The sequence below is a fragment of the Hydrogenophaga sp. GW101-3F08 genome, assembly GCF_059424585.1.
This window is the reverse complement of record NZ_JBWKZP010000002.1, coordinates 756,937-776,711: the sequence shown is the minus strand read 5'-3', so window position 1 is coordinate 776,711 and position 19,775 is coordinate 756,937. Positions and strand designations below refer to the sequence as shown.

The following is a 19,775-nucleotide window of genomic DNA, read 5'->3' as shown; positions in this document are numbered from 1 at the left end:
CTGGAGCGGGAAACGAGACTCGAACTCGCGACCTCAACCTTGGCAAGGTTGCGCTCTACCAACTGAGCTATTCCCGCACGATCTGTTGCCTGTCAGTGACTGGAGGCGCGACCCGGAGTCGAACCGGGCTAGACGGATTTGCAATCCGTTGCATAACCGATTTGCTATCGCGCCCAATGCGAACGACCGGATAAACCAATCCCTCACAACTGACAAAAAAGGGAAGCCGGGCTTCCCTTTTCAATACTGGAGCGGGAAACGAGACTCGAACTCGCGACCTCAACCTTGGCAAGGTTGCGCTCTACCAACTGAGCTATTCCCGCATGTTTCTGATGTTTGTCAGAAGCTGAAATTCTAGCGCAGAAAAACGCCTCTTTTCAAGCCCCCGAAAATTTTTTGACTCAGTGTTTCACCGCATCGGGTGCGGGTGCCGCCGGGCGCACGGACGCGGCCGCCACCTGCGCCGCCACCTCTTCATCGGTCAGGGGAACCGGCTGGCGCTCCAGGGCAATGGCCAACACCTTGTCGATCCATTTGACGGGAACGATCTCCAGGCCCTGCTTCACGTTGTCGGGAATCTCGGCCAGATCCTTCACGTTTTCCTCCGGAATGATCACGGTCTTGATGCCACCACGCAAAGCCGCCAAAAGCTTCTCCTTCAAGCCACCGATGGCGGTGACTTCACCACGCAGGGTGATCTCGCCGGTCATGGCCACGTCGGCACGCACAGGGATGCCCGTGAGCGAGGACACCAGCGCCGTCGTCATGGCCGCACCGGCGCTCGGACCGTCCTTGGGCGTGGCGCCATCGGGCACATGGATATGGATGTCGCGCTTGTCGAACTGTTCGTCCTTGATGCCGAGTGACCGGGCACGGCTGCGCACCACCGTGCGCGCCGCCTCCACCGACTCCTTCATCACATCGCCCAACGAGCCGGTCCGCGTGATCACGCCCTTGCCGGGCATGATGGCCACCTCGATGGTCAGCAGATCGCCACCGACCTCGGTCCAGGCCAGGCCCACGACCTGTCCCACCTGGTTCTGCGCTTCGGCACGCCCGTAGCTGTATTTGCGCACGCCCAGGAATTCACTGAGGTTCTCGGCGTCCACCACCACCGTGGGGGTGTACTTCTTGAGCAGAACGCCCTTGACCACCTTGCGACAGATCTTGGAGAGTTCACGTTCGAGTGAACGCACACCCGCCTCACGGGTGTAGTAACGCACGATGTCGCGCACGGCGTCTTCATGCACCTCCAGCTCACCCTCGCGAATCCCGTTGTTCTTCAGCTGTTTGGGCAGCAGGTAGCGAATGGCGATGTTGGTCTTTTCGTCCTCGGTGTAACCCGACAGGCGAATCACCTCCATGCGATCCAGCAGCGCCGGCGGAATGTTCATCGAATTCGAGGTGGCGACAAACATCACGTCGGACAGATCAAAGTCCACCTCGACGTAGTGATCACCGAAGGTGTGGTTCTGTTCAGGATCCAGCACCTCCAGCAACGCGCTCGAGGGGTCACCCCGGAAGTCGGTCCCGAGTTTGTCGATCTCGTCGAGCAGAAACAGCGGATTGCGCGTGCCGATCTTGGACAGGCTCTGCAGGACCTTGCCCGGCATGGCGCCGATGTAGGTGCGGCGATGGCCACGGATCTCTGCCTCGTCACGCATGCCGCCCAGCGCCATGCGCACGTACTTGCGGCCCGTGGCCTTGGCGACCGATTGCCCCAGCGAGGTCTTGCCCACCCCCGGAGGACCGACCAGGCACAGGATGGGTGCCTTGACCTTGTCCACGCGCTGTTGCACCGCGAGGTATTCGAGAATGCGGTCCTTGACCTTGTCCAGGCCGTAGTGATCCTCGTTGAGCACAACCTCGGCGTGTGCCAGATCGTGCTTGATCTTGGTCTTCTTGCTCCAGGGCAAAGCGACCAGGGCATCGATGTAGTTGCGCACCACGGTGGCTTCGGCCGACATGGGCGACATCAGCTTGAGCTTCTTGAACTCGGCGTCGGCCTTCTTGCGCGCCTCGGCGGGCATCTTGGCGGCCTTGATCTTCTTTTCGATCTCTTCGATGTCGGCGCCCTCTTCGCCTTCACCGAGCTCCTTCTGGATCGCCTTGACCTGTTCGTTCAAGTAGAAGTCGCGCTGGTTCTTCTCCATCTGGCGCTTGACGCGACCACGGATCTTCTTGTCGACATTGAGAATGTCAACCTCGCGCTCAAGCTGTTCAAACAGGTTTTCCAGCCGCTTGTTGACCAGGTCCAGATCGAGCACGACCTGCTTGGATTCGAGTTTGAGCGGCAGATGGGCCGCGATGGTGTCGGCCAAGCGACCAGGATCGTCGATGCTGGAGATCGAGGTCAGGATTTCCGATGGGATCTTCTTGTTGAGTTTGACGTATTGGTCGAACTGCTGCATCACCGCACGGCGCAGCGCTTCCAGTTCGGTCGACTGCATGTTGGCGCGCTCCACCGCGGGGTCCACCGGATGGACGCTGGCGACAAAATGGCTCTCGCCATCGCTGATCGACAGCACCTTGGCGCGCTGCACGCCTTCGACCAGCACCTTCACCGTGCCGTCGGGCAGCTTGAGCATCTGCAAAATGGTGGCGACGCAGCCCATCTCGAACATGTCGTCGGTCGACGGCTCGTCCTTGGCGGCGGCTTTCTGCGCCACCAGCATGATGCGGCGCTCAGCCTCCATCGCGGCCTCAAGCGCCTTGATGCTTTTCGGGCGACCCACAAACAAGGGGATCACCATGTGCGGGAACACCACCACGTCGCGCAGGGGCAACAGGGGCAGTTCAACCGGTGTGCTAGGGAGGGGGGTTTGTCCGGACATTTCTCAACCTCAACAAAATGGTCAGATGGGGTTGATGCGGGCGATATCAACCGGACGCATCGTCAACTTCGGCACGCACTCACATCGCGTGCGGGCAACGCCTCAAGCCTGCTTGGCCGCTTCGCGGTACACCAGCAGCGGTGGCTTGTTCTCTTCGATGGTGGACTCGTCCACCACCACCTTCTCCACATTGCTCATGCCCGGCAGCTCGAACATGGTGTCGATCAGCGCGTTTTCCAGTATCGAGCGCAGGCCACGGGCGCCGGTCTTGCGCGCCAGCGCCTTGCGGGCAATCGCCTTGAGCGCCGCCGGACGCACTTCCAGTTCGGCACCTTCCATGGACAACAGCCGCGAGAACTGTTTGACCACGGCGTTCTTGGGCTCGGTCAATATCTCGACCAGCGCATCCTCGCTGAGCTCGGACAGCGCGGCAATCACCGGCACACGTCCCACGAGCTCGGGGATCAGACCGAATTTGATCAGGTCCTCGGGCTCGATCTCCTTGAACGCCTCGGTCAGGCTACGCTGCTTCTTGCTCTTGACCACAGCACCAAAACCAATGCCCGAGGCCTCGGTGCGGTTTTCGATGATCTTCTCCAGCCCGGCGAAAGCACCGCCGCAGATGAACAGGATGTTGGTGGTGTCGACCTGCAGGAAATCCTGGTTCGGGTGTTTGCGCCCGCCCTGGGGAGGCACCGAAGCCATGGTGCCTTCGATGAGCTTGAGCAGGGCCTGCTGCACGCCCTCGCCCGACACGTCGCGTGTGATGGAGGGGTTGTCGGATTTGCGGGTGATCTTGTCGATCTCGTCGATGTAGACGATGCCCTGCTGCGCGCGCTCCACGTCGTAATTGCAGCTCTGCAGCAGCTTGGCGACGATGTTTTCCACGTCTTCGCCCACATAACCGGCTTCGGTCAGTGTGGTGGCGTCGGCCATGACGAAGGGCACATTGAGCATGCGGGCCATGGTCTGGGCCAGCAGGGTCTTGCCCGAACCGGTGGGGCCGATCAGCAGGATGTTGCTCTTGGCCAGTTCCACGTCGTCCTTGCGAGCGTTCTGCTTGTGGCGCAGGCGCTTGTAGTGGTTGTACACCGCCACCGCCAGTGCGCGCTTGGCGGCTTCCTGCCCGATCACGTAGTTGTCGAGGTTGCTCTTGAGTTCGGCGGGCGTGGGCACGTCATCGCCGGAAGCCTTGACCGACTCCAGGCCGGGCAACTCGTCGCGGATGATGTCGTTGCACAGGTCGATGCATTCGTCGCAAATGAACACCGAGGGGCCGGCGATCAGCTTCTTGACCTCGTGCTGGCTCTTACCGCAAAACGAGCAGTAGAGCGCTTTTTCACTGGAGGTGGCTTTTTTGTCGGCCATGGGTCTGGGGTTCCGGAATACGAGGGAAGTTCAGTGTCAACAATGATAGTTCAAGCCCGCCAGGGGCCAAACGCAGGAAAAGAAGGCCGAATCGGTGCCGGTCACCCGTATCGGGAGACCCATATGCGTGCCGGCCCCCGATTCCGCAAGCATCAGGTCGCCGTCCCCGGGCGCCTGTCGATGACCTTGTCGATCAGCCCGTATTCGGCCGACTCGGCCGCCGACAGGTAGTAATCGCGTTCGGTGTCGCGCTCGATCTTGTCCAACGGCTGGCCGGTGCGCTCGGCCAGGATCTTGTTGAGCTGCTCGCGCGTTTTCAGGATTTCGCGGGCATGGATCTCGATCTCGGTGGCCTGCCCCTGCGTACCGCCCAGCGGCTGGTGGATCATGACCTTGGAGTTGGGCAGCGCAAAACGCTTGCCCTTGGCGCCCGCCGCCAGCAGGAAAGCCCCCATGCTCGCGGCCATACCGATGCACAGCGTGGACACATCGGACTTGATGAAGTTCATGGTGTCGAAGATCGCCATGCCGGCGCTCACCGATCCACCGGGCGAGTTGATGTAGAAGGAAATGTCCTTGTCCGGGTTTTCGCTTTCCAGGAACAGCAACTGGGCCACCACCAGGTTGGCCGACTGGTCGTTGACCGGACCCACCAGAAAGATGACGCGCTCCTTGAGCAGGCGCGAATAGATGTCGTAGGCGCGTTCGCCTCGGCCCGACTGCTCGATCACCATGGGCACCATGCCCAAGCCTTGAATATCCATTGCGCTCATGCGTTTCTCCATGTATTGATGTGTCGCGATGCCACTACTGTAACCAACCCGCCAAACCCGCCACACGGTCGCGGGCATGGCCCAGGCATGCATATGGCGTGCCCGAAGAAAAAGGCAAGCGGGCAGACATGAAAAAGGGCGGAATCAACCGCCCTTTTTCATGCCCAGGCGTCCCGAGCGGCGACCGGAATCGCTCGCCCCGGCCCCCGAGGGGAAAACCGCTCAGGCCTGGCCCATCAGTTCGTCGAAGCTAATGGCCTTGTCGGTGACCTTGGCCTTGGACAACACATACTCGGTCACGTTGTTCTCGACCACGATGCCTTCGACTTCGGCCATGCGGCGGTTGTCGCCGGTGTACCAGCGCACCACGTCGGCGGGCTTCTCGTAGGAGGCCGCCAGCTCTTCGATGTGGGCCTTGAGCTGCTCGGGCTTGGCGTGCAGTTCGTTGGCGCGGACCAGTTCGGCCACCACGAGGCCCAGGCGCACGCGGCGCTCGGCCTGCGGACGGAACAACTCTTCGGGGATCGGCGCCTTGTCGGCGTCTTTCACACCACGCTGCTTGAGGTCGGCACGGGCGCCCTCGACCAGGCGGTCGAGCTCGGCCTGCACCACCGACTTGGGCAGGTCCAGTTCGGCCTTGGCCACCAGCGCGTCCATCACGGCCTGCTTGTTGCGGGACTGCAGGCGGAACTTGACTTCGCGCTCCAGGTTTTTCTTGATGTCGGCACGCAGGCCGTCCACCGTGCCGTCGGCGATGCCGAGCGACTTGGCCAGGGCCTCGTCCACCTCGGGCAGATGGGCGGCTTCTATCTTGTTGATCGTGACCAGGAAGTCGGCCGTCTTGCCGGCCACGTCCTTGCCGTGGTAGTCCTCGGGGAAGGCCAGCGGGAAGGTCTTGGACTCGCCGGCTTTCATGCCGCGCACGGCGTCTTCGAACTCCTTGAGCATCTGGCCATCGCCGACGATGAACTGGAAGCCTTCGGCCTTGCCGCCTTCAAAGGCTTCGCCGTCGATCTTGCCGGCGAAATCGATGGTGACGCGGTCGCCGTCCTGGGCGGCCTGGTCCTGGGCGCGTTGCGCGAAGGTGCGGCGCTGCTTGCGCAGGATGTCCAGCGTGCGGTCGATGGCGGCATCGGTCACTTCGGCCGATACTTTTTCGATCTCGGCGGTGGACAGGTCTTCGATCTTGACTTCCGGGTACACCTCGAAGACCGCATCAAAAGCCAGTTGGCCTTCGGGCGCTTCTTCTTTCTCGGTGATCTTGGGCTGACCGGCCACGCGCAGCTTGGCTTCATTGGCGGCCACGGCAAATGCCTCGCCCACTTTTTCGTTCATGACTTCGTAGTGCACCGAGTAGCCATAGCGTTGGGCCACCACGTTCATCGGCACCTTGCCCGGACGGAAACCGTCCATCTTGACGTCGCGCGCCACGCGCTTGAGGCGGTTGGTCACCTCGGTCTGGATGACATCGGCTGGCAGCGTCAGCGTGATCTTGCGCTCAAGCTTTTCCAGGGTTTCAACGGTCACGGTCATGGTTTTCTCCAAAAGGGAAGTCGGTCAACCAGCCTGTCTGGCTCACCGGCGGAAATGCGTTTGTCTGAGCTGTGGTGCGCGGGGGGGGACTCGAACCCCCACACCATTGCTGGCGTCAGGACCTAAACCTGGTGCGTCTACCAATTTCGCCACCCGCGCGCCTTCATTCCATGCGGCCCGGTCACAGGGCTTTGCTCACCTTGTGCGCCGGGTCGTCTGCTTCACGGCAACCTTAGATTGTAGCTGCTGTGGGTCAGGCCGGCCGGGGTTCGCGCCGCACGCGGAACCAGGCCGCGTACATCGCCGGCAGGGCCAGCAGGGTGAGCACCGTCGCCACGATCAGGCCGCCCATGATGGCCACCGCCATCGGGCCCCAGAACACGCTGCGCGAGAGCGGGATCATGGCCAGCACGGCGGCGGCCGCGGTCAGCACGATGGGACGCGCGCGGCGCACCGCGGCCTCCACGATCGCGTCCCAGGCCGGCACGCCGCGCGCGCGGTCCTGCTCGATCTGGTCGATCAGGATCACCGAGTTGCGCTGGATCATGCCCATGAGCGCGATCACGCCCAGCAGGGCCACAAAGCCGAACGGCCGGTTCAGCAGCAGCAGCGCACCGGCCACGCCGGCCATACCCAGCGGACCGGTCAGGAACACCAGCAGCGAACGGCTGAAGCTCTGCAGTTGCAGCATCAGCAGCGTGAAGGTGATGAACAGCATGATGGGAATGCCGGCGGCGATCGACGACGAACCCTTGCTGCTCTCCTCCACCGCGCCGGCCACCTCCACGCGGTAGCCATTCAGGCCACGCTGGGTCCAGCCCTCGCCGATCTGCTTGAGCTGCGGCAACAGCTCGGCCGTGACGGTGGCGCCCTGCAGGCCTTCGGCCACGTCGCTCTGCACCGTGATGGCGAAGTCGCGGTTCTCGCGCCAGATCACGCCGGGCTCCCAGCCGAACACCGGGCGCGCGATCTGCAGCAGCGGAATGCTCTTGCCGCTGGCCGTGGGCAGGTAGGCATTGCCCAGGCTGGTGATGGCGTCGCGCTCGTGCAGCGGCTGGCGCAGCACGATGTCGATCAGCTTATCGCCGTCGCGGTACTGCCCCACCGTGCTGCCGCTGAGGATGGTGCGCGAGGCCTGCGCGATCGACTCGCTGGAGACGCCCAGCGCACGCGCCTTGGCCTGGTCCACGTCCAGGCGCAGCACCTTGACCGATTCGTTCCAGTTGTCGTTCACACCCCGGGTGTGCGGGTTGTCGCGCAGGGCCTGCTTGACCTCGTCGGCCAGGCCGCGCAGCACCGTCGGGTCGTCACCGACCACGCGGAACTGCACCGGGTACGGCACCGGGGGCCCGTTGGGCAGCAGCTTGACGCGGCCGCGCACCTCGGGAAACTCGGTCGCCAGCAGGGCCGGCAGCGCCTGGCGCAGGCGTTCGCGGGTCTTCAGGTCCTGCGGCAACACGATGAGCTGGGACACATTGGTCTGCGGGAAGGTCTGGTCCAGCGGCAGGTAAAAGCGCGGCACGCCCGAGCCGACCCAGGTGCTCACGCTCTTGACGCCCGGCTCGCTGGCCATGCGCGCCTCGATGCGGCGCGCGACCTCGTCGGTGGTGCCGATGCTGCTGCCCTCGGGCAACCACACGTCCACCAGGATCTCGGGCCGGCTCGAATCCGGGAAGAACTGCTGCTGCACCTGACCCATGCCCACGATGCCCAGCACAAAGGTGCCGATGGTCAGGCCGATGGTGATCCAGCGGTGCTGCACGCACCAGTTCACCAGCGCACGAAAACGCACGTAGAAGGGCCCGTCGAACACCTCGTGCGCCGGCCCCACATGGGGCTTGACCTTGAGCAGCCGAACGCCCAGGTAGGGCACGAACATCACCGCCACGATCCAGGAGATCACCAGCGCGATCACCGTCACCGCGAAGATCGCAAAGGTGTATTCGCCCACCGCCGAGTTCGCCATGCCGATGGGCAGGAAGCCCGTGGCCGTGATCAGCGTGCCGGTGAGCATGGGCATGGCGGTGGCGTCCCAGGTGAAGGTCGCGGCCCGCGCCATGGTGTAGCCCTCTTCCAGTTTGCGCACCATCATCTCCACCGCGATGATGGCGTCGTCCACCAGCAGGCCCAGCGCGATGATGAGCGAGCCCAGCGAGATCTTGTGCAGGCCAATGCCCCAGTAATTCATGGCCAGGAACGTGATCGCCAGCACCAGCGGGATGGTGATGAACACCACCAGACCGGGCCGCACGTCCAGCACGAAACGGCGCAGGCCCCGGCCACCTTCGCGCCGGTGCAGCCCCAGCGCCAGGAAGCTGACCGCCAGCACGATCGCCACCGCCTCGATCAGCACCCTGACGAATTCGTTGACCGAATTGGTCACCGCGCTCGGCTGGTCCTGCACCTGCACCAGCGCCATGCCCGCGGGCAGCTCGCGTTCGATGTCGGCCACGACCTGTTTGAGCGCTTCGCCCAGCGCGATGATGTCGCCACCCTTGGCCATGGAGATGCCCAGGGCGATGCTGTCCTGGCCGTTGTGGCGCACCATCACCTGCGCCGGGTCGGCGTAGCCCAGGCGGATGTCGGCGATGTCGCCGAGCCGGATCTGGGTGCCGTTGGGAGCGCGGATGGGCATGGCGCGCAACTGCTCCACCGACTGGAAGGCCCCGCCCACGCGCACCTGCACCACGTCGTGCGGCGCCTGCACCGTGCCGGCGGATTCGATGGCGTTCTGCTGCCCCAGCGCGGCCAGCACCTGCTGCACGTCCAGCCCCAGGGTGGCCACCCGCTGGTGCGAGATTTCCACGTAGAGCTTTTCGTCCTGCACGCCGAAGAGCTCGACCTTGTTGACGTCCTTCACACGCAACAGCTGCTGGCGCACGCGGTCGGCCACCTGCTTCTTGTCGGCCGGCGAAAACCCGTCGCCCTGCAGCGCGTAGATGACACCGAAGACGTCGCCGAACTCGTCGTTGAAGAACGGCCCGACCACGCCCTGCGGCAGCGTGCCGCGCATGTCGCCCACCTTCTTGCGCGCCGTGTACCAACTCTGCTGCACCTCGACCGGCGGCGACGAGTCCTTGAGCTGGAACAGGATCAGCGCTTCGCCCGGCTTGGAGTAGCTGCGGATCTTGTCCGCGTAAGGCACTTCCTGCAGCGTCTTCTCGATCCGGTCGGCCACCTGCTCGGCCACTTGTTCGGCGGTCGCGCCCGGCCAGTAGGCCCGCACCACCATGGCGCGGAAGGTGAACGGAGGGTCCTCGTCCTGACCGAGCTGGAAGTAGGCCGCCACGCCCAGCAGCATCAGCACGATCATCAGGTAGCGCGTGAACGCCTGGTGGTCCAGCGCCCACTGCGAGAGGTTGAAGCGCGACACCCAGGAGGTGGCGCCGTCGGTGGGGTTCGAGAGGTTCGGGGGGATCGGATGCATGGCGTCGCTCACTGAACCCGGGCGCCGGTGAAACGCGTGACCTTCTGGCCCGGCGACAGCACATGCACACCGGCGGCCACCACCTCGTCGCCCGGCTTCAGGCCAGCGGCGATCACCACGTCGTTGCCATCGGCGCCGGCCACCTCCACCGGGCGCACCTGCACCGTGCTGCTGGCGGCATCAAACAGCCACACCGCGCTGCCTTGTTTGTCGCCCTCGGTCGAGCGCATCAGCGCGCTGGTCGGCAGCTTGATGGCCGCCGGCGCGGCGCTCTGCCCGTTGGGGGCCAGCGTCACATGGGCGGTGGCGCCCAGCGGTGCCTGCGCGTCGGCCGGCAGCGAGAGCTTGACCTGGTAGGTGCGGGTGACCGGGTCGGCGCTGGCCGCCACCTCCCGCACCTCGGCGCTGAGCGTGGCGCCGGCCGTGGCCGCAGCACCGGCCGATGCGGAGCTCCACAGGCGCACCTGCGCCGTCTGACCGCTGCGCACCTGCGCCAGCTGGTCTTCGGGCACGGCGAACACCACGTCGCGGGCACCGTCGCGTGCGATGCGCACCACCGGCGTGCCCGCGGCCACCACCTGGCCCGCCTCGGCCTCCACCGCCACCACCACGCCCGCGCCGTCGGCCAGCAGCCGGGCGTAACCGGCTTGGTTGCCCTGCACCGCGCCCTGGGCCCGGGCCTGGCGCAGGCTGGCCTCGGCCGCCTGCAGCGTGGCCTGGCGGCGCTCGATTTCCGCACCGCTCACGAAACCCTGTGCTTTCAGATCGGTGAACCGCTTCAGGTCGGCCGCCGCCAGATCGCGCTGGGTCTGCGCCGCACTCACCTGCGCCTGCGCAGCCTGGCTGGCCAGCGCCAGGTCGCTCGCATCCAGCTGGGCCAGCAACTGGCCGGCCTGCACCCGTTGCCCGACCTCGGCCGGGCGCTGCACCAGCTTGCCCCCCACCCGAAAGCCCAGCCGCGACTCCACCCGCGCCTTGACCTCGCCCGCGTACTCGCTGCGGGCGTTCACCGTGCCCACGCTCACGGTCATCAACTTGACGGAACGCACGGGCGGCTGCGGCGCCTCGGGCCGCGAACAGGCCGACAGCACCAGGGCTGCGGTCACGATGAGGGCAAAGTGCGGTGTTTTCATGGTCGGACTGGGCGTACGAGGGTGGAATTGGCCGGCGAACTGCGGGGAAAACGAACAGCCGGATAAACGGCCTGGTCCGGATTCTACTAATGACTGACCGGTTAGTAATAAAAATTGTAGTTCAATGCAGGGGCTCTGCCCTCCGCATCGCGCCCGCCACGATGCCCGAAACGGGTCTTTTGTGGAATAAACCGCTGCTCATCTCCGCAACGCCGCTGCCCCCACCCATGTCCACGCCCTCCCCGGTCACCCCCACACCCTCCCCGATGCCCCCCGCCAGCGAGGCCACCCCACTCACCGCCGGCGTGGGGCACTACGAGAACTTCCCCGTGGCGTCGTGGCTCTGCCCGCCGCGCCTGCGCCCGGCCGTGATGGCGATCTACCACTTCGCGCGCACCGCCGACGACATCGCCGACGAGGGCGATGCCAGCGCCGAGCAGCGCCTGGCCGAGCTGGCGGCGTTCCGGCAGGCGCTCGATGCCTGCCTGGCCGACCCGCCGGGCGCTCCCACCACCGGGCGCTGGCCCCACATTTTTGGTCCGCTGGGCCAGGCGGCGCGCGAACACGCCCTGCCCGGCGCCCTGCTGCACGACCTGCTCAGCGCGTTCGAACAGGACGTGCGCCACACCGCCAGCGGCCACCGCTACGCCAGCACCGCCGAGCTGCTCGACTACTGCCGCCTCTCCGCCAACCCGGTGGGCCGCCTGCTGCTGCACCTCTACGGCATCACCGACGCAGCCTCGCTGCAACACAGCGACCAGATCTGCAGCGCCCTGCAGCTCATCAACTTTTGGCAGGACCTGAGCGTGGACCTGCCGCGCGCCCGGTATTACCTGCCGGCCGACGCCCTGCAACGCCACGCGCTGGCGATCGAAGACTTCCTGCCCGGCGCACCGGCCCCGGCGCATGCCGGGCCCAGCGCGCAACAGGCCCTGGTCAGCGAACTCTGCGCCCAGGCCCGTGGGCTGATGCAGATGGGCGCCCCGCTGGTGCACCGCGTGCCCGGGCGCGCCGGCTGGGAACTGCGCCTGGTGGTGCAAGGCGGCCTGCGCACGCTCGACGCGATTGCCGAGCGGGAGTACCGCAGCTGGCAGACCCGGCCCAAGCTGGGCAGGTCCGATGTGCCCCGCCTGCTGTGGCGCGCCCTCTGGATGCGGTAAGGCAAGAACGGGTCGGTGATCTCGCTGGGGCCTCAACGCAACCCGGGAGGCGCAAGGCGGGATCGGCGGTGCGCCTGTTTACACTCAGGCAACCTTGCCCCGAGCCCATGACCCCCCAAGACTACGTCCAGCAAAAAGCCGCTGCCTCGGGCAGCAGCTTTTATTACGCCTTCCTCTTCCTGCCACCGGAGCGACGCGCCGCGATCACGGCCTTCTACGCCTTCTGCCGCGAGGTGGACGACGTGGTCGACGAGGTGAGCGACCCGGGCGTGGCGCAGAACAAGCTGGCCTGGTGGCAGCACGAAGTGAACCAGTCCTTTGCGGGCCATGCGCAGCACCCGGTGATGCGCGCGCTGATGCCGCAGGCCGCGGACTTCGGCATCGAGGCCCGCCACCTGCTCGCCGTCATCGACGGCTGCCAGATGGACCTGGACCAGAACCGCTACCTCGACTTCGCCAACCTGCAGCGCTACTGCCACCTGGTGGCCGGCGTGGTGGGTGAAGTGGCCGCCGGCATCTTCGGCCAGACGCAGGCGCAGACCACCGACTATGCGCACCGGCTCGGCCTGGCGTTCCAGCTCACCAACATCATCCGCGACGTGGGCGAAGACGCGGCGCGCGGGCGCATCTACCTGCCGGTCAACGAACTGCAGCGCTTCGACGTGAAGGCGCACGAGCTGCTCAAGCGCGGCACCGCGCCCGGCACCGACGTGGCCGACTTCCAGCGGCGCTTTCGCGCGCTGATGCAGTTCCAGTGCGAACGCGCCCTGAAGACCTACGACGAGGCCCTGGCCCTGCTGCCCGAAGCCGACCGCCGCGCGCAGAAGCCGGGCCTGATGATGGCCAGCATCTACCGCACCCTGTTGCAGGAGATCGCCGCCGATCCGCTGCTGGTGCTGAGCCAGCGCGTGAGCCTGACGCCCCTGCGCAAGTTCTGGCTGGCGTGGAAGGTGCAGGCGCTGGGGCGCCTTTGAGCGCACGGCTGGCCATCGTCGGTGCGGGCTGGGCCGGCATGGCGGCGGCCGTGGCCGCCGCCGAGGCGGGCGTCGACGTGACCGTGTTCGAGGCGACCCGAGCCCTCGGTGGCCGCGCCCGCGCATTGCATGTGCAACGGCCCGACGGCCTGCCGCTCACGCTGGACAACGGACAACACATCCTGATCGGCGCCTACAGCGAAACCCTGGCGCTGATGCAGCGCGTGGGCACCGATCCGGCGCAGGCGCTGCTGTGCCTGCCGCTGGCCCTGCCCTACCCCGATGGCAGTGGCCTGCAGACCCCCGCCTGGGCCGCGCGCTGGCCCGCGCCCTTCGACGCTTTGGCCGCCATCGCCAGCGCGCGCGGCTGGCGCTGGGGCGAGCGGCTGGCGCTGATCCGCGCCTCGCTGGGCTGGCAGGCCGGGGGGTTCGTCTGCGCGCCCGGGCTGACCGTGGCCGCGCTGTGCGCCCGGCTGCCCGCGCGCGTGATGGACGAACTGATCGAACCGCTGTGCGTCTCGGCCCTGAACCTGCCGGCCCGCGACGCCAGCGCGCAGGTGTTCCTGCGCGTCATGCGCGACGCCCTGTTCGGCCGGGGCTTTGGCGGCTGGGCCGCGTCGAGCCTGCTGCTGCCGCGCACCGATCTCTGCGCCCTGTTTCCGCAGGCCGCCGCGCGCTGGCTGCAGACACGGCATGCGGCCACCGCCAGGATTGTTGAGGGCGCCCGCGTGTCGGGCCTGCAGCACCAGGCCCCCGGCTGGCGCCTGAGCGGCCAGCGCCAGGGCGAGGCTTTCGACGAAACCTTTGACCAGGTGATCTGGGCCACCGCCGCCGGCCCGGCCGCGCAGGCCATGGCGCAGACCGCGTCGCACACGCCCGATGCCGACACCGCCGAGCGGCTACGCGCCTGGGCCGGCGAGGCCGCGGCGCTCGACTTCACCGCCATCACCACCGTCTACGCCTGGGCGCCCGGCGTTCGCCTGGCCGCGCCCATGCTTGCACTGCGCGCCGAGCCCGACGCCCTGGCGGCTCCGGCGCAATTCGTGTTCGACCGCGGCCAGCTCGCCCCGCAGGACCCGGCCGCGCAGGGCGTGCTGGCGTTCGTGATCAGCGCCAGCGAGGGCGAGCGCGACGCGCTGCAGGCGCGCGTGTTGCAGCAGGCGACGCGCCAGCTCGGCCTGGGCGGGCTGCAGCCGATCCGGACCGTGGTGGAAAAACGCGCCACCTTCGCCTGCACCCCCGGCCTGCGGCGCCCGGCGCAGGCCATCGCACCGGGCCTGTGGGCGGCGGGCGACTATGTGGACGGGCCGTACCCGGCCACGCTGGAAGGCGCGGTGCGCAGCGGTCTGGCGGCGGTGGCGCGGGTCTGCTGATCCCGGTTTGACGTCCGCGCTTGCGCGGCGCCCCAATCCGCGCATCATGGTCACACCGAACCCAAGGGACCCTGTTCATGAGCACCACCCGCCTTGCCCCCGAGCAACTGAGCCTGCGCATCGACCCCGCCTCGCTGGGCTTCGACGACACCTCCGCGCTGCCCACCGGGGCCCTGCCCTGGATCGGCCAGGAACGCGCCGAAACCGCCGCGCGCTTCGGCCTGGCGATGGACCAGCCCGACTACAACCTGTTCGTGCTGGGTGAGGTGGGCAGCGGGCGCGCCACGCTGCTGCGGCAGCTGACGAAGGCGGTGGCCGCCGAGCGCCCGGTGCCGCCCGACCTGTGTTACCTGCACAACTTCGACGCCCCCGAGCGCCCGCGCGCCCTGCGCATGCCCGCCGGCCAGGGGCGCGAGCTGCGCCAGCTCATGGGCAAGCTCTCGCGCTTCCTGCAGAGCGAGATTCCGCTGCGCCTGAGCAGCGAGGACTTCAAGGCCGAGAGCGAGCGCATCCAGAACGCCTACCAGGCCGAGGAGGCCAAGGCCTATGTCGAACTCGACGCCTTCGCCGAGGCACGCAGCTTCAACCTGTTTCGCGAGTCGGGCCACCTGGTCTTCACCCTCATCGGTGAAAAAGGCGCCGCGCTGACCGAAGCCGAGGCCCGCGCGCTCTCCAAGGACCGGCGCGCCGAGATCGACAAGGCCGAACAGGAGCTGCGCGACGAGATCGCGCGCTTCCTGGAAAAGACCCGCCCCATGCTGCGGGTGATGAACGAGGGCCTGGCCGCGCTGCGCCGCCAGACCGTCAAGCCCCTGCTCGACCACGAGCTGCAGAACATCCGGGTGAGCCTGAAGAAACAGATCAAGGACTCCGTCAAGCTCGGGAGCTACCTTGACCAGGTGCAGCACGACGTGCTCGAACACATCGAACTCTTCATCGCGCAGGACAGCGACGACGAGGCTCGCCAGGAAGCGCTGGCCCAGCTGCTGCTGGGCTACCGCGTCAACCTGGTGGTGGACAACGCCGACCTGTCGGGCGCGCCGGTGATCGCGGAAGACAACCCGGTGTTCCACATGCTCTTTGGCCGCATCGAGTACCAGGCCGAAGAGGACGTGATGATGACCGACTTCTTCCGCGTGCGCGCGGGCAGCCTGATCCGCGCCCACGGCGGTTTTCTGCTGCTGCACCTGCGCGATCTGCTGGCCGACGAACTGGTGTGGGAAAAGCTGCGCCGCTTCATGCGCTCGGGCCGGGTGCAGATCGAGGAGCCCGGCAGCTCGCTGATGCCGATGGCGGCCGTCTCGATGCACCCCGAGGCGGTGGACGTGGAGGCCAAGCTGGTCCTGATCGGATCGGTGGACGAGTACTACGCGTTGCAGGAGGCCGACCCCGAATTCGCGCGCCATTTCCGGGTCAAGGTGGATTTCGCCGAGAGCTTCCCGGCCAGCGACGACACGCGCGCGGCCAGCGCGCTGTTCGTGGCCCACACCTGCCGCAAGCTCGGCCTGCCCCACCTGTCGGCACCGGCCGTGGCCCGCCTGATCGAGGACGCTCACCGCCAGGTGGACGACCAGACGCGCCAGAGCGCCATCTTCGCGCGCACCGAGGCCCTGGTGGCCGAGAGCGCGGGCATGTGCCGCGCGCGCGGCGCCAGCCGGGTCGAGCTGAAGGACGTGGACGCGGCGCTGGACGCGCGGCGCCAGCGCCACAACTACCCCGAGCAGCGCCTGCGCGAATCCATCGCCGAGGGCGAGCGCCTGATCACGCTGCACGGCGAGCAGGTGGGCCAGATCAACGGCCTGACCCAGATCGACCTGGGCGACTGGCGCTTTGGCCTGCCGGTGCGCGTGAGCGCGCGCACCCACGCGGGCACGCAGGGCTTGCTCAACATCGAACGCGAGGTCGAGATGTCGGGCCCCATCCACGACAAGGGCGTGCTGATCCTGCACAGCTACCTCACGGCCCTGTTCGCGCACCTGGCACCGCTGGCGCTCAACGCCTCCATCGTGTTCGAGCAGGAGTACCACGGCGTGGAGGGCGACTCGGCCTCGTGCGCCGAGCTGTTCGCCGTGCTCTCGGCGCTCTCGGGTGTACCGCTCAACCAGGGCATCGCGGTCACGGGCGCGCTCAACCAGCACGGCGAGGTGCTGCCGGTGGGCGGCATCAACGAAAAGATTGAAGGCTGGTTCCGCGTCTGCGAAGCCTCGGGCCTGGACGGCCACCAGGGCGTGCTGATGCCCGCGCGCAACCTGCGCCACCTGATGCTGGAGCGCCCCGTGATCGAGGCCGTGGAACAGGGCCGCTTCCACATCCACACCGCCGCCCACCTGAGCGACGGGCTGGAGCTGCTGACCGGCCTGCCCTCGGGCCTGCCGGCGGCGCCCGCGGCAGAGGTGGACTACCCGGCCGAGAGCGTGCTCGGGCGCGCGCAGCAGACCCTGCAGGCCTACCGCCGCGCCTGCCAGCGCGCCGGGACGGCGGGGCGGTCACGCCGGTCTCGGCCGTGACCGGGTCGGCAGGAGCCGTCAGCCCGACGCCTTCACCGCCACGTGCGCAGGGCGCTCGACGCAGCGCCGGACCCAGTGGTGCGTGAGCGGGTGCGCGGCCATGAGTTCGCGCGCCGGCCTGGCCCAGTTCAGCACGCTGGCCACACACAGGTCGGCCACCGTGAAGCGGTCCGCCGCCAGATGGCTTTCGCCGCGCTCGTGCTGCTGCCGCAGGTGCTGCTCGATCACGCGCAGCGGCACGGTCAGGCGTTTTTCGGCAGCGGCGGCCAGCTCGGGCTTGCGCCGCTCGGCCGGCATCGCCATGCGGTGCATCAGCACCGTGAGCGCGTCGGCTTCGAGTTCGTTGACGGCCCAGAAACTCCAGCGCAGCGCCTCGGCGTCTTCGCGCGCGGTGGCGGGCGTGATGCTGTGGCCGTCGGGCTGGCCGTGGTGGCGCGCGATGTAGAGCGCGCAGGCCATGCTTTCCCACACCACGATCTCGCCGCCCTGCTCCGGGGGCTGCTGATCGACCACCACCGGGATGTGGCCGTTGGGGTTGAGGGCCAGGAAACCGGGGCTGCGCGTCGCGCCGCCCTGGTAGGGCGTGGGCACGTGGGTGAAATCCAGGCCGAGTTCGGTCGCGGCCCAGAGCGGGCGCACCGCACGCGAGGCGGGAATGCCGTGGATGGTGAGGCTCATGGTGAAACGATGGGGTGTGGTCAGCCGAGCGCGCGGCACAGGGCCAGCAGCTCGGTCACGGTGATGTGGGGCGCCAGCGGTGCGTGTGCCCACGCTTGCCCGGCTCGATTGACCCAGGCGAGCTGCATGCCGGCCTGGAGCGCGCCCACGCCGTCGAGGTGCGCATCGTCCCCGATGTGCAGTACCTGCGAGGCGTCCACGCCCGCGGCCTGCGCGGCGGCGTGGAAGATACGGGCGTCGGGCTTGGCCGCGCCGAAGCCGTGCGCGTTGAGCGAGGCCCGGAAATGCGCACCAATGCCCACGCGGTGCACGTCGGCGTTGCCGTTGGACACCGCCACCACCGGGTAGCGGCTGCTCAGCCACTCCAGCGCGGGCAGCGCGTCGTCGAACAGCTCCACGCGGTGCCGCTCGGCAAAGAACACCTCGAACGCCGGCTCGGCCAGTGCCGGGTCGTCGCCCGCGCGCTGCAGCACCAGGCGGATCGACTCGCGGCGCAGCCCGCTCATGTCGTGTACCAGATCGGGCCGGGTGGTGCTCATCTGGTTGCGCAATTCGCGCAGCGTGCCGGGCGCGGCGCACAGCGCGGCGGTGGCCGGCGCGTGCTCGCTCAGCCAGGCCTGCAGCACGTCTTCGGCGCGCGCGATGGCGGGCCAGATCGGCCAGAGCGTGTCGTCCAGATCGAGCGTGATGGCGCGCACACGGCCCGCGTCGAGGCCGAGGTCGACCGTGGTGGCGAGTGCGTCCGCTGGGGCGTGGCGCTCGAGGGCTTGCGAGGGCGAGGGGGTGGCGGCGGTCATGTGTGCGGGAGAATAGCGCATGCCTTTCCAACAAGAACCCCCGATCCCCCATGGCCAGGCGGCGCGCACGGCCATCGTGCTGTGCAATCTGGGCACCCCCGACGAAGCCACCGCCCCCGCCCTGCGCCGCTACCTCGCGGAGTTCCTGGGCGACCACCGCGTGGTGGAGATCCCCAAGCCGATCTGGTGGCTGATCCTGCACGGGATCATCCTGCGCACCCGGCCGGCCAAATCGGCCGCGAAGTACGCCAGCATCTGGATGCCCGAGGGCTCACCACTCAAGGTGTGGACCGAAAGGCAGGCCACGCTGCTGCGCGGCTACCTGGGCGAGCGCGGCCACCAGGTGACGGTGCGCTACGCCATGCGCTACGGCAACCCATCCATCCCCGCCGTGCTCGACGAACTCAAGGCCCAGGGCACCACCCGCGTGCTGATCGTGCCGGCCTACCCGCAGTACAGCGGCACCACCACCGCCAGCGTGTTCGACGCAGTGGCGCACTGGGGCCTGAAGGTGCGCCACCTGCCCGAGCTGCGCTTCATCAACCGCTACCACGACGACGCCAGCTACATCGAAGCCCTGGCCAAAAAGGTCCGCGCGCACTGGATGCACCACGGCCAGGCCGATCAACTGGTGATGAGCTTTCACGGCGTGCCCGAGCGCACCCTGCAGCTGGGCGACCCCTACCACTGCGAGTGCCAGAAGACGGCGCGCCTGCTGGCCGAGCGCCTGGGGCTGGCGAAAGACCGCTACAAGCTCACGTTCCAGTCGCGCTTTGGCAAGGCCAAATGGCTGGAGCCCTACACCGAACCCACGCTGATCGCACTCGCGCAGCAGGGCGTGAAGAGCGTGGACGTGGTCTGCCCCGGCTTCACCAGCGACTGCCTGGAAACGCTGGAAGAGATCAACATGGAAGCCCGCGAAGCCTTCCTGCACGCGGGTGGCCAGGCGTTCAACTACATCGACTGCCTCAACGACAGCCCGGACTGGATCCGCGCCCTGACCGCGCTCATCGAGCGCCACCTGCAGGGCTGGCCCACGAAACAGGCCGACGACCCGATGGCGTTGGCGGCGAGCCGGGAGCGGGCGCTGGCGCGGGGGTCGAAGGATTGACGTCCGGTGAACTGGCGAATTTCGACCCGAGTCATTGCAGACCTTCCCGAGGAGTTCAACTAGGGTTTTCCTCAGGAACGCATTTCAGTTGATACCTGTAACAATTC

13 protein-coding genes and 4 tRNA genes are annotated in these 19,775 nt (G+C 67.3%); 5 read left to right on the top strand and 12 right to left on the bottom strand.

The features are described 5' to 3' along the window. Position 1: 1 nt before the first annotated feature. The 10 genes from AC07YZ_RS09260 to AC07YZ_RS09215 all read right to left on the bottom strand — a co-directional run bounded on the left by AC07YZ_RS09260 (position 2) and on the right by AC07YZ_RS09215 (position 11,068). Positions 2–77, bottom strand: a tRNA-Gly gene (locus AC07YZ_RS09260). Between the two features lie 23 nt (positions 78–100). Continuing rightward, a tRNA-Cys gene (locus AC07YZ_RS09255) sits at positions 101–174 on the bottom strand. Positions 175–247: 73 nt separating this feature from the next. Beyond that, positions 248–323 (bottom strand) — tRNA-Gly (locus tag AC07YZ_RS09250). A gap of 78 nt (positions 324–401) precedes the next feature. Next, positions 402–2,834 carry an endopeptidase La gene (gene lon, locus AC07YZ_RS09245; RefSeq protein ID WP_226493463.1) on the bottom strand — a complete coding sequence of 811 codons (2,433 nt, stop codon included), beginning with the start codon at positions 2,832–2,834 and terminating at the stop codon, positions 402–404. 102 nt (positions 2,835–2,936) lie between these two features. After that, positions 2,937–4,202, bottom strand: coding sequence for an ATP-dependent Clp protease ATP-binding subunit ClpX (clpX, locus tag AC07YZ_RS09240; RefSeq protein WP_494794531.1), 1,266 nt, complete (start codon positions 4,200–4,202; stop codon positions 2,937–2,939). Between the two features lie 152 nt (positions 4,203–4,354). Continuing rightward, positions 4,355–4,975: an ATP-dependent Clp endopeptidase proteolytic subunit ClpP gene (gene clpP, locus AC07YZ_RS09235; protein WP_319004826.1), complete on the bottom strand. Its 621-nt coding sequence runs from the start codon at positions 4,973–4,975 to the stop codon at positions 4,355–4,357. Positions 4,976–5,197: 222 nt separating this feature from the next. After that, positions 5,198–6,508, bottom strand: a complete 1,311-nt coding sequence (gene tig / locus AC07YZ_RS09230; RefSeq protein ID WP_226493465.1) for a trigger factor — start codon at positions 6,506–6,508, stop codon at positions 5,198–5,200. 72 nt (positions 6,509–6,580) lie between these two features. Then, positions 6,581–6,667, bottom strand: a tRNA-Leu gene (locus tag AC07YZ_RS09225). 94 nt (positions 6,668–6,761) lie between these two features. Further along, positions 6,762–9,935 (bottom strand): efflux RND transporter permease subunit, encoded by a 3,174-nt coding sequence (locus tag AC07YZ_RS09220; protein ID WP_494794530.1) that lies wholly within the window; start codon positions 9,933–9,935, stop codon positions 6,762–6,764. An 8-nt stretch (positions 9,936–9,943) separates the two neighbouring features. Then, entirely contained in the window at positions 9,944–11,068 is a 1,125-nt protein-coding gene (locus AC07YZ_RS09215; protein WP_494794529.1) for an efflux RND transporter periplasmic adaptor subunit, read from the bottom strand. Between the two features lie 266 nt (positions 11,069–11,334). Between AC07YZ_RS09215 and hpnC the strand changes: the two genes are divergently transcribed. From hpnC to AC07YZ_RS09195, 4 genes are all read left to right on the top strand, one after another. Then, positions 11,335–12,228: a squalene synthase HpnC gene (gene hpnC / locus AC07YZ_RS09210; protein WP_494794574.1), complete on the top strand. Its 894-nt coding sequence runs from the start codon at positions 11,335–11,337 to the stop codon at positions 12,226–12,228. A 107-nt stretch (positions 12,229–12,335) separates the two neighbouring features. Continuing rightward, complete coding sequence (hpnD, locus tag AC07YZ_RS09205; RefSeq protein ID WP_494794528.1) at positions 12,336–13,202, top strand: presqualene diphosphate synthase HpnD; 867 nt, start codon at positions 12,336–12,338, stop codon at positions 13,200–13,202. Then, the gene (gene hpnE, locus AC07YZ_RS09200; protein WP_494794527.1) at positions 13,199–14,575 is read left to right on the top strand and encodes a hydroxysqualene dehydroxylase HpnE; all 1,377 of its coding nucleotides are present in this window, start codon (positions 13,199–13,201) and stop codon (positions 14,573–14,575) included. The genes hpnD and hpnE overlap by 4 nt, the downstream gene beginning before the upstream one ends. A 77-nt stretch (positions 14,576–14,652) precedes the next feature. Next, positions 14,653–17,082 carry a Lon protease family protein gene (locus AC07YZ_RS09195; protein ID WP_494794526.1) on the top strand — a complete coding sequence of 810 codons (2,430 nt, stop codon included), beginning with the start codon at positions 14,653–14,655 and terminating at the stop codon, positions 17,080–17,082. 18 nt (positions 17,083–17,100) lie between these two features. Here AC07YZ_RS09195 and AC07YZ_RS09190 read toward each other — a convergent pair whose 3' ends face one another. Both AC07YZ_RS09190 and AC07YZ_RS09185 read right to left on the bottom strand, forming a co-directional pair. Further along, positions 17,101–17,760, bottom strand: a complete 660-nt coding sequence (locus AC07YZ_RS09190) for a glutathione S-transferase family protein (protein ID WP_494794525.1) — start codon at positions 17,758–17,760, stop codon at positions 17,101–17,103. 20 nt (positions 17,761–17,780) lie between these two features. After that, a complete protein-coding gene (locus AC07YZ_RS09185) occupies positions 17,781–18,578 on the bottom strand; it encodes an HAD family hydrolase (RefSeq protein ID WP_494794524.1) in 798 nt (265 codons plus the stop codon). On the opposite strand from AC07YZ_RS09185, the gene hemH reads away from it, so the two are divergent. Continuing rightward, positions 18,577–19,668, top strand: a complete 1,092-nt coding sequence (hemH, locus tag AC07YZ_RS09180) for a ferrochelatase (protein ID WP_494794523.1) — start codon at positions 18,577–18,579, stop codon at positions 19,666–19,668. The genes AC07YZ_RS09185 and hemH overlap by 2 nt on opposite strands. Positions 19,669–19,775 lie beyond the last annotated feature (107 nt).

Bases quoted from the DNA above. Each gene is read 5' to 3' on its own strand.
- lon (WP_226493463.1), bottom strand. From the start codon at position 2,834: ATGTCCGGACAAACCCCCCTCCCTAGCACACCGGTTGAACTGCCCCTG.
- clpX (WP_494794531.1), bottom strand. From the start codon at position 4,202: ATGGCCGACAAAAAAGCCACCTCCAGTGAAAAAGCGCTCTACTGCTCG.
- clpP (WP_319004826.1), bottom strand. From the start codon at position 4,975: ATGAGCGCAATGGATATTCAAGGCTTGGGCATGGTGCCCATGGTGATC.
- tig (WP_226493465.1), bottom strand. From the start codon at position 6,508: ATGACCGTGACCGTTGAAACCCTGGAAAAGCTTGAGCGCAAGATCACG.
- AC07YZ_RS09220 (WP_494794530.1), bottom strand. From the start codon at position 9,935: ATGCATCCGATCCCCCCGAACCTCTCGAACCCCACCGACGGCGCCACC.
- AC07YZ_RS09215 (WP_494794529.1), bottom strand. From the start codon at position 11,068: ATGAAAACACCGCACTTTGCCCTCATCGTGACCGCAGCCCTGGTGCTG.
- hpnC (WP_494794574.1), top strand. From the start codon at position 11,335: ATGCCCCCCGCCAGCGAGGCCACCCCACTCACCGCCGGCGTGGGGCAC.
- hpnD (WP_494794528.1), top strand. From the start codon at position 12,336: ATGACCCCCCAAGACTACGTCCAGCAAAAAGCCGCTGCCTCGGGCAGC.
- AC07YZ_RS09195 (WP_494794526.1), top strand. From the start codon at position 14,653: ATGAGCACCACCCGCCTTGCCCCCGAGCAACTGAGCCTGCGCATCGAC.
- AC07YZ_RS09190 (WP_494794525.1), bottom strand. From the start codon at position 17,760: ATGAGCCTCACCATCCACGGCATTCCCGCCTCGCGTGCGGTGCGCCCG.
- hemH (WP_494794523.1), top strand. From the start codon at position 18,577: ATGCCTTTCCAACAAGAACCCCCGATCCCCCATGGCCAGGCGGCGCGC.
- AC07YZ_RS09185 (WP_494794524.1), bottom strand. From the start codon at position 18,578: ATGCGCTATTCTCCCGCACACATGACCGCCGCCACCCCCTCGCCCTCG.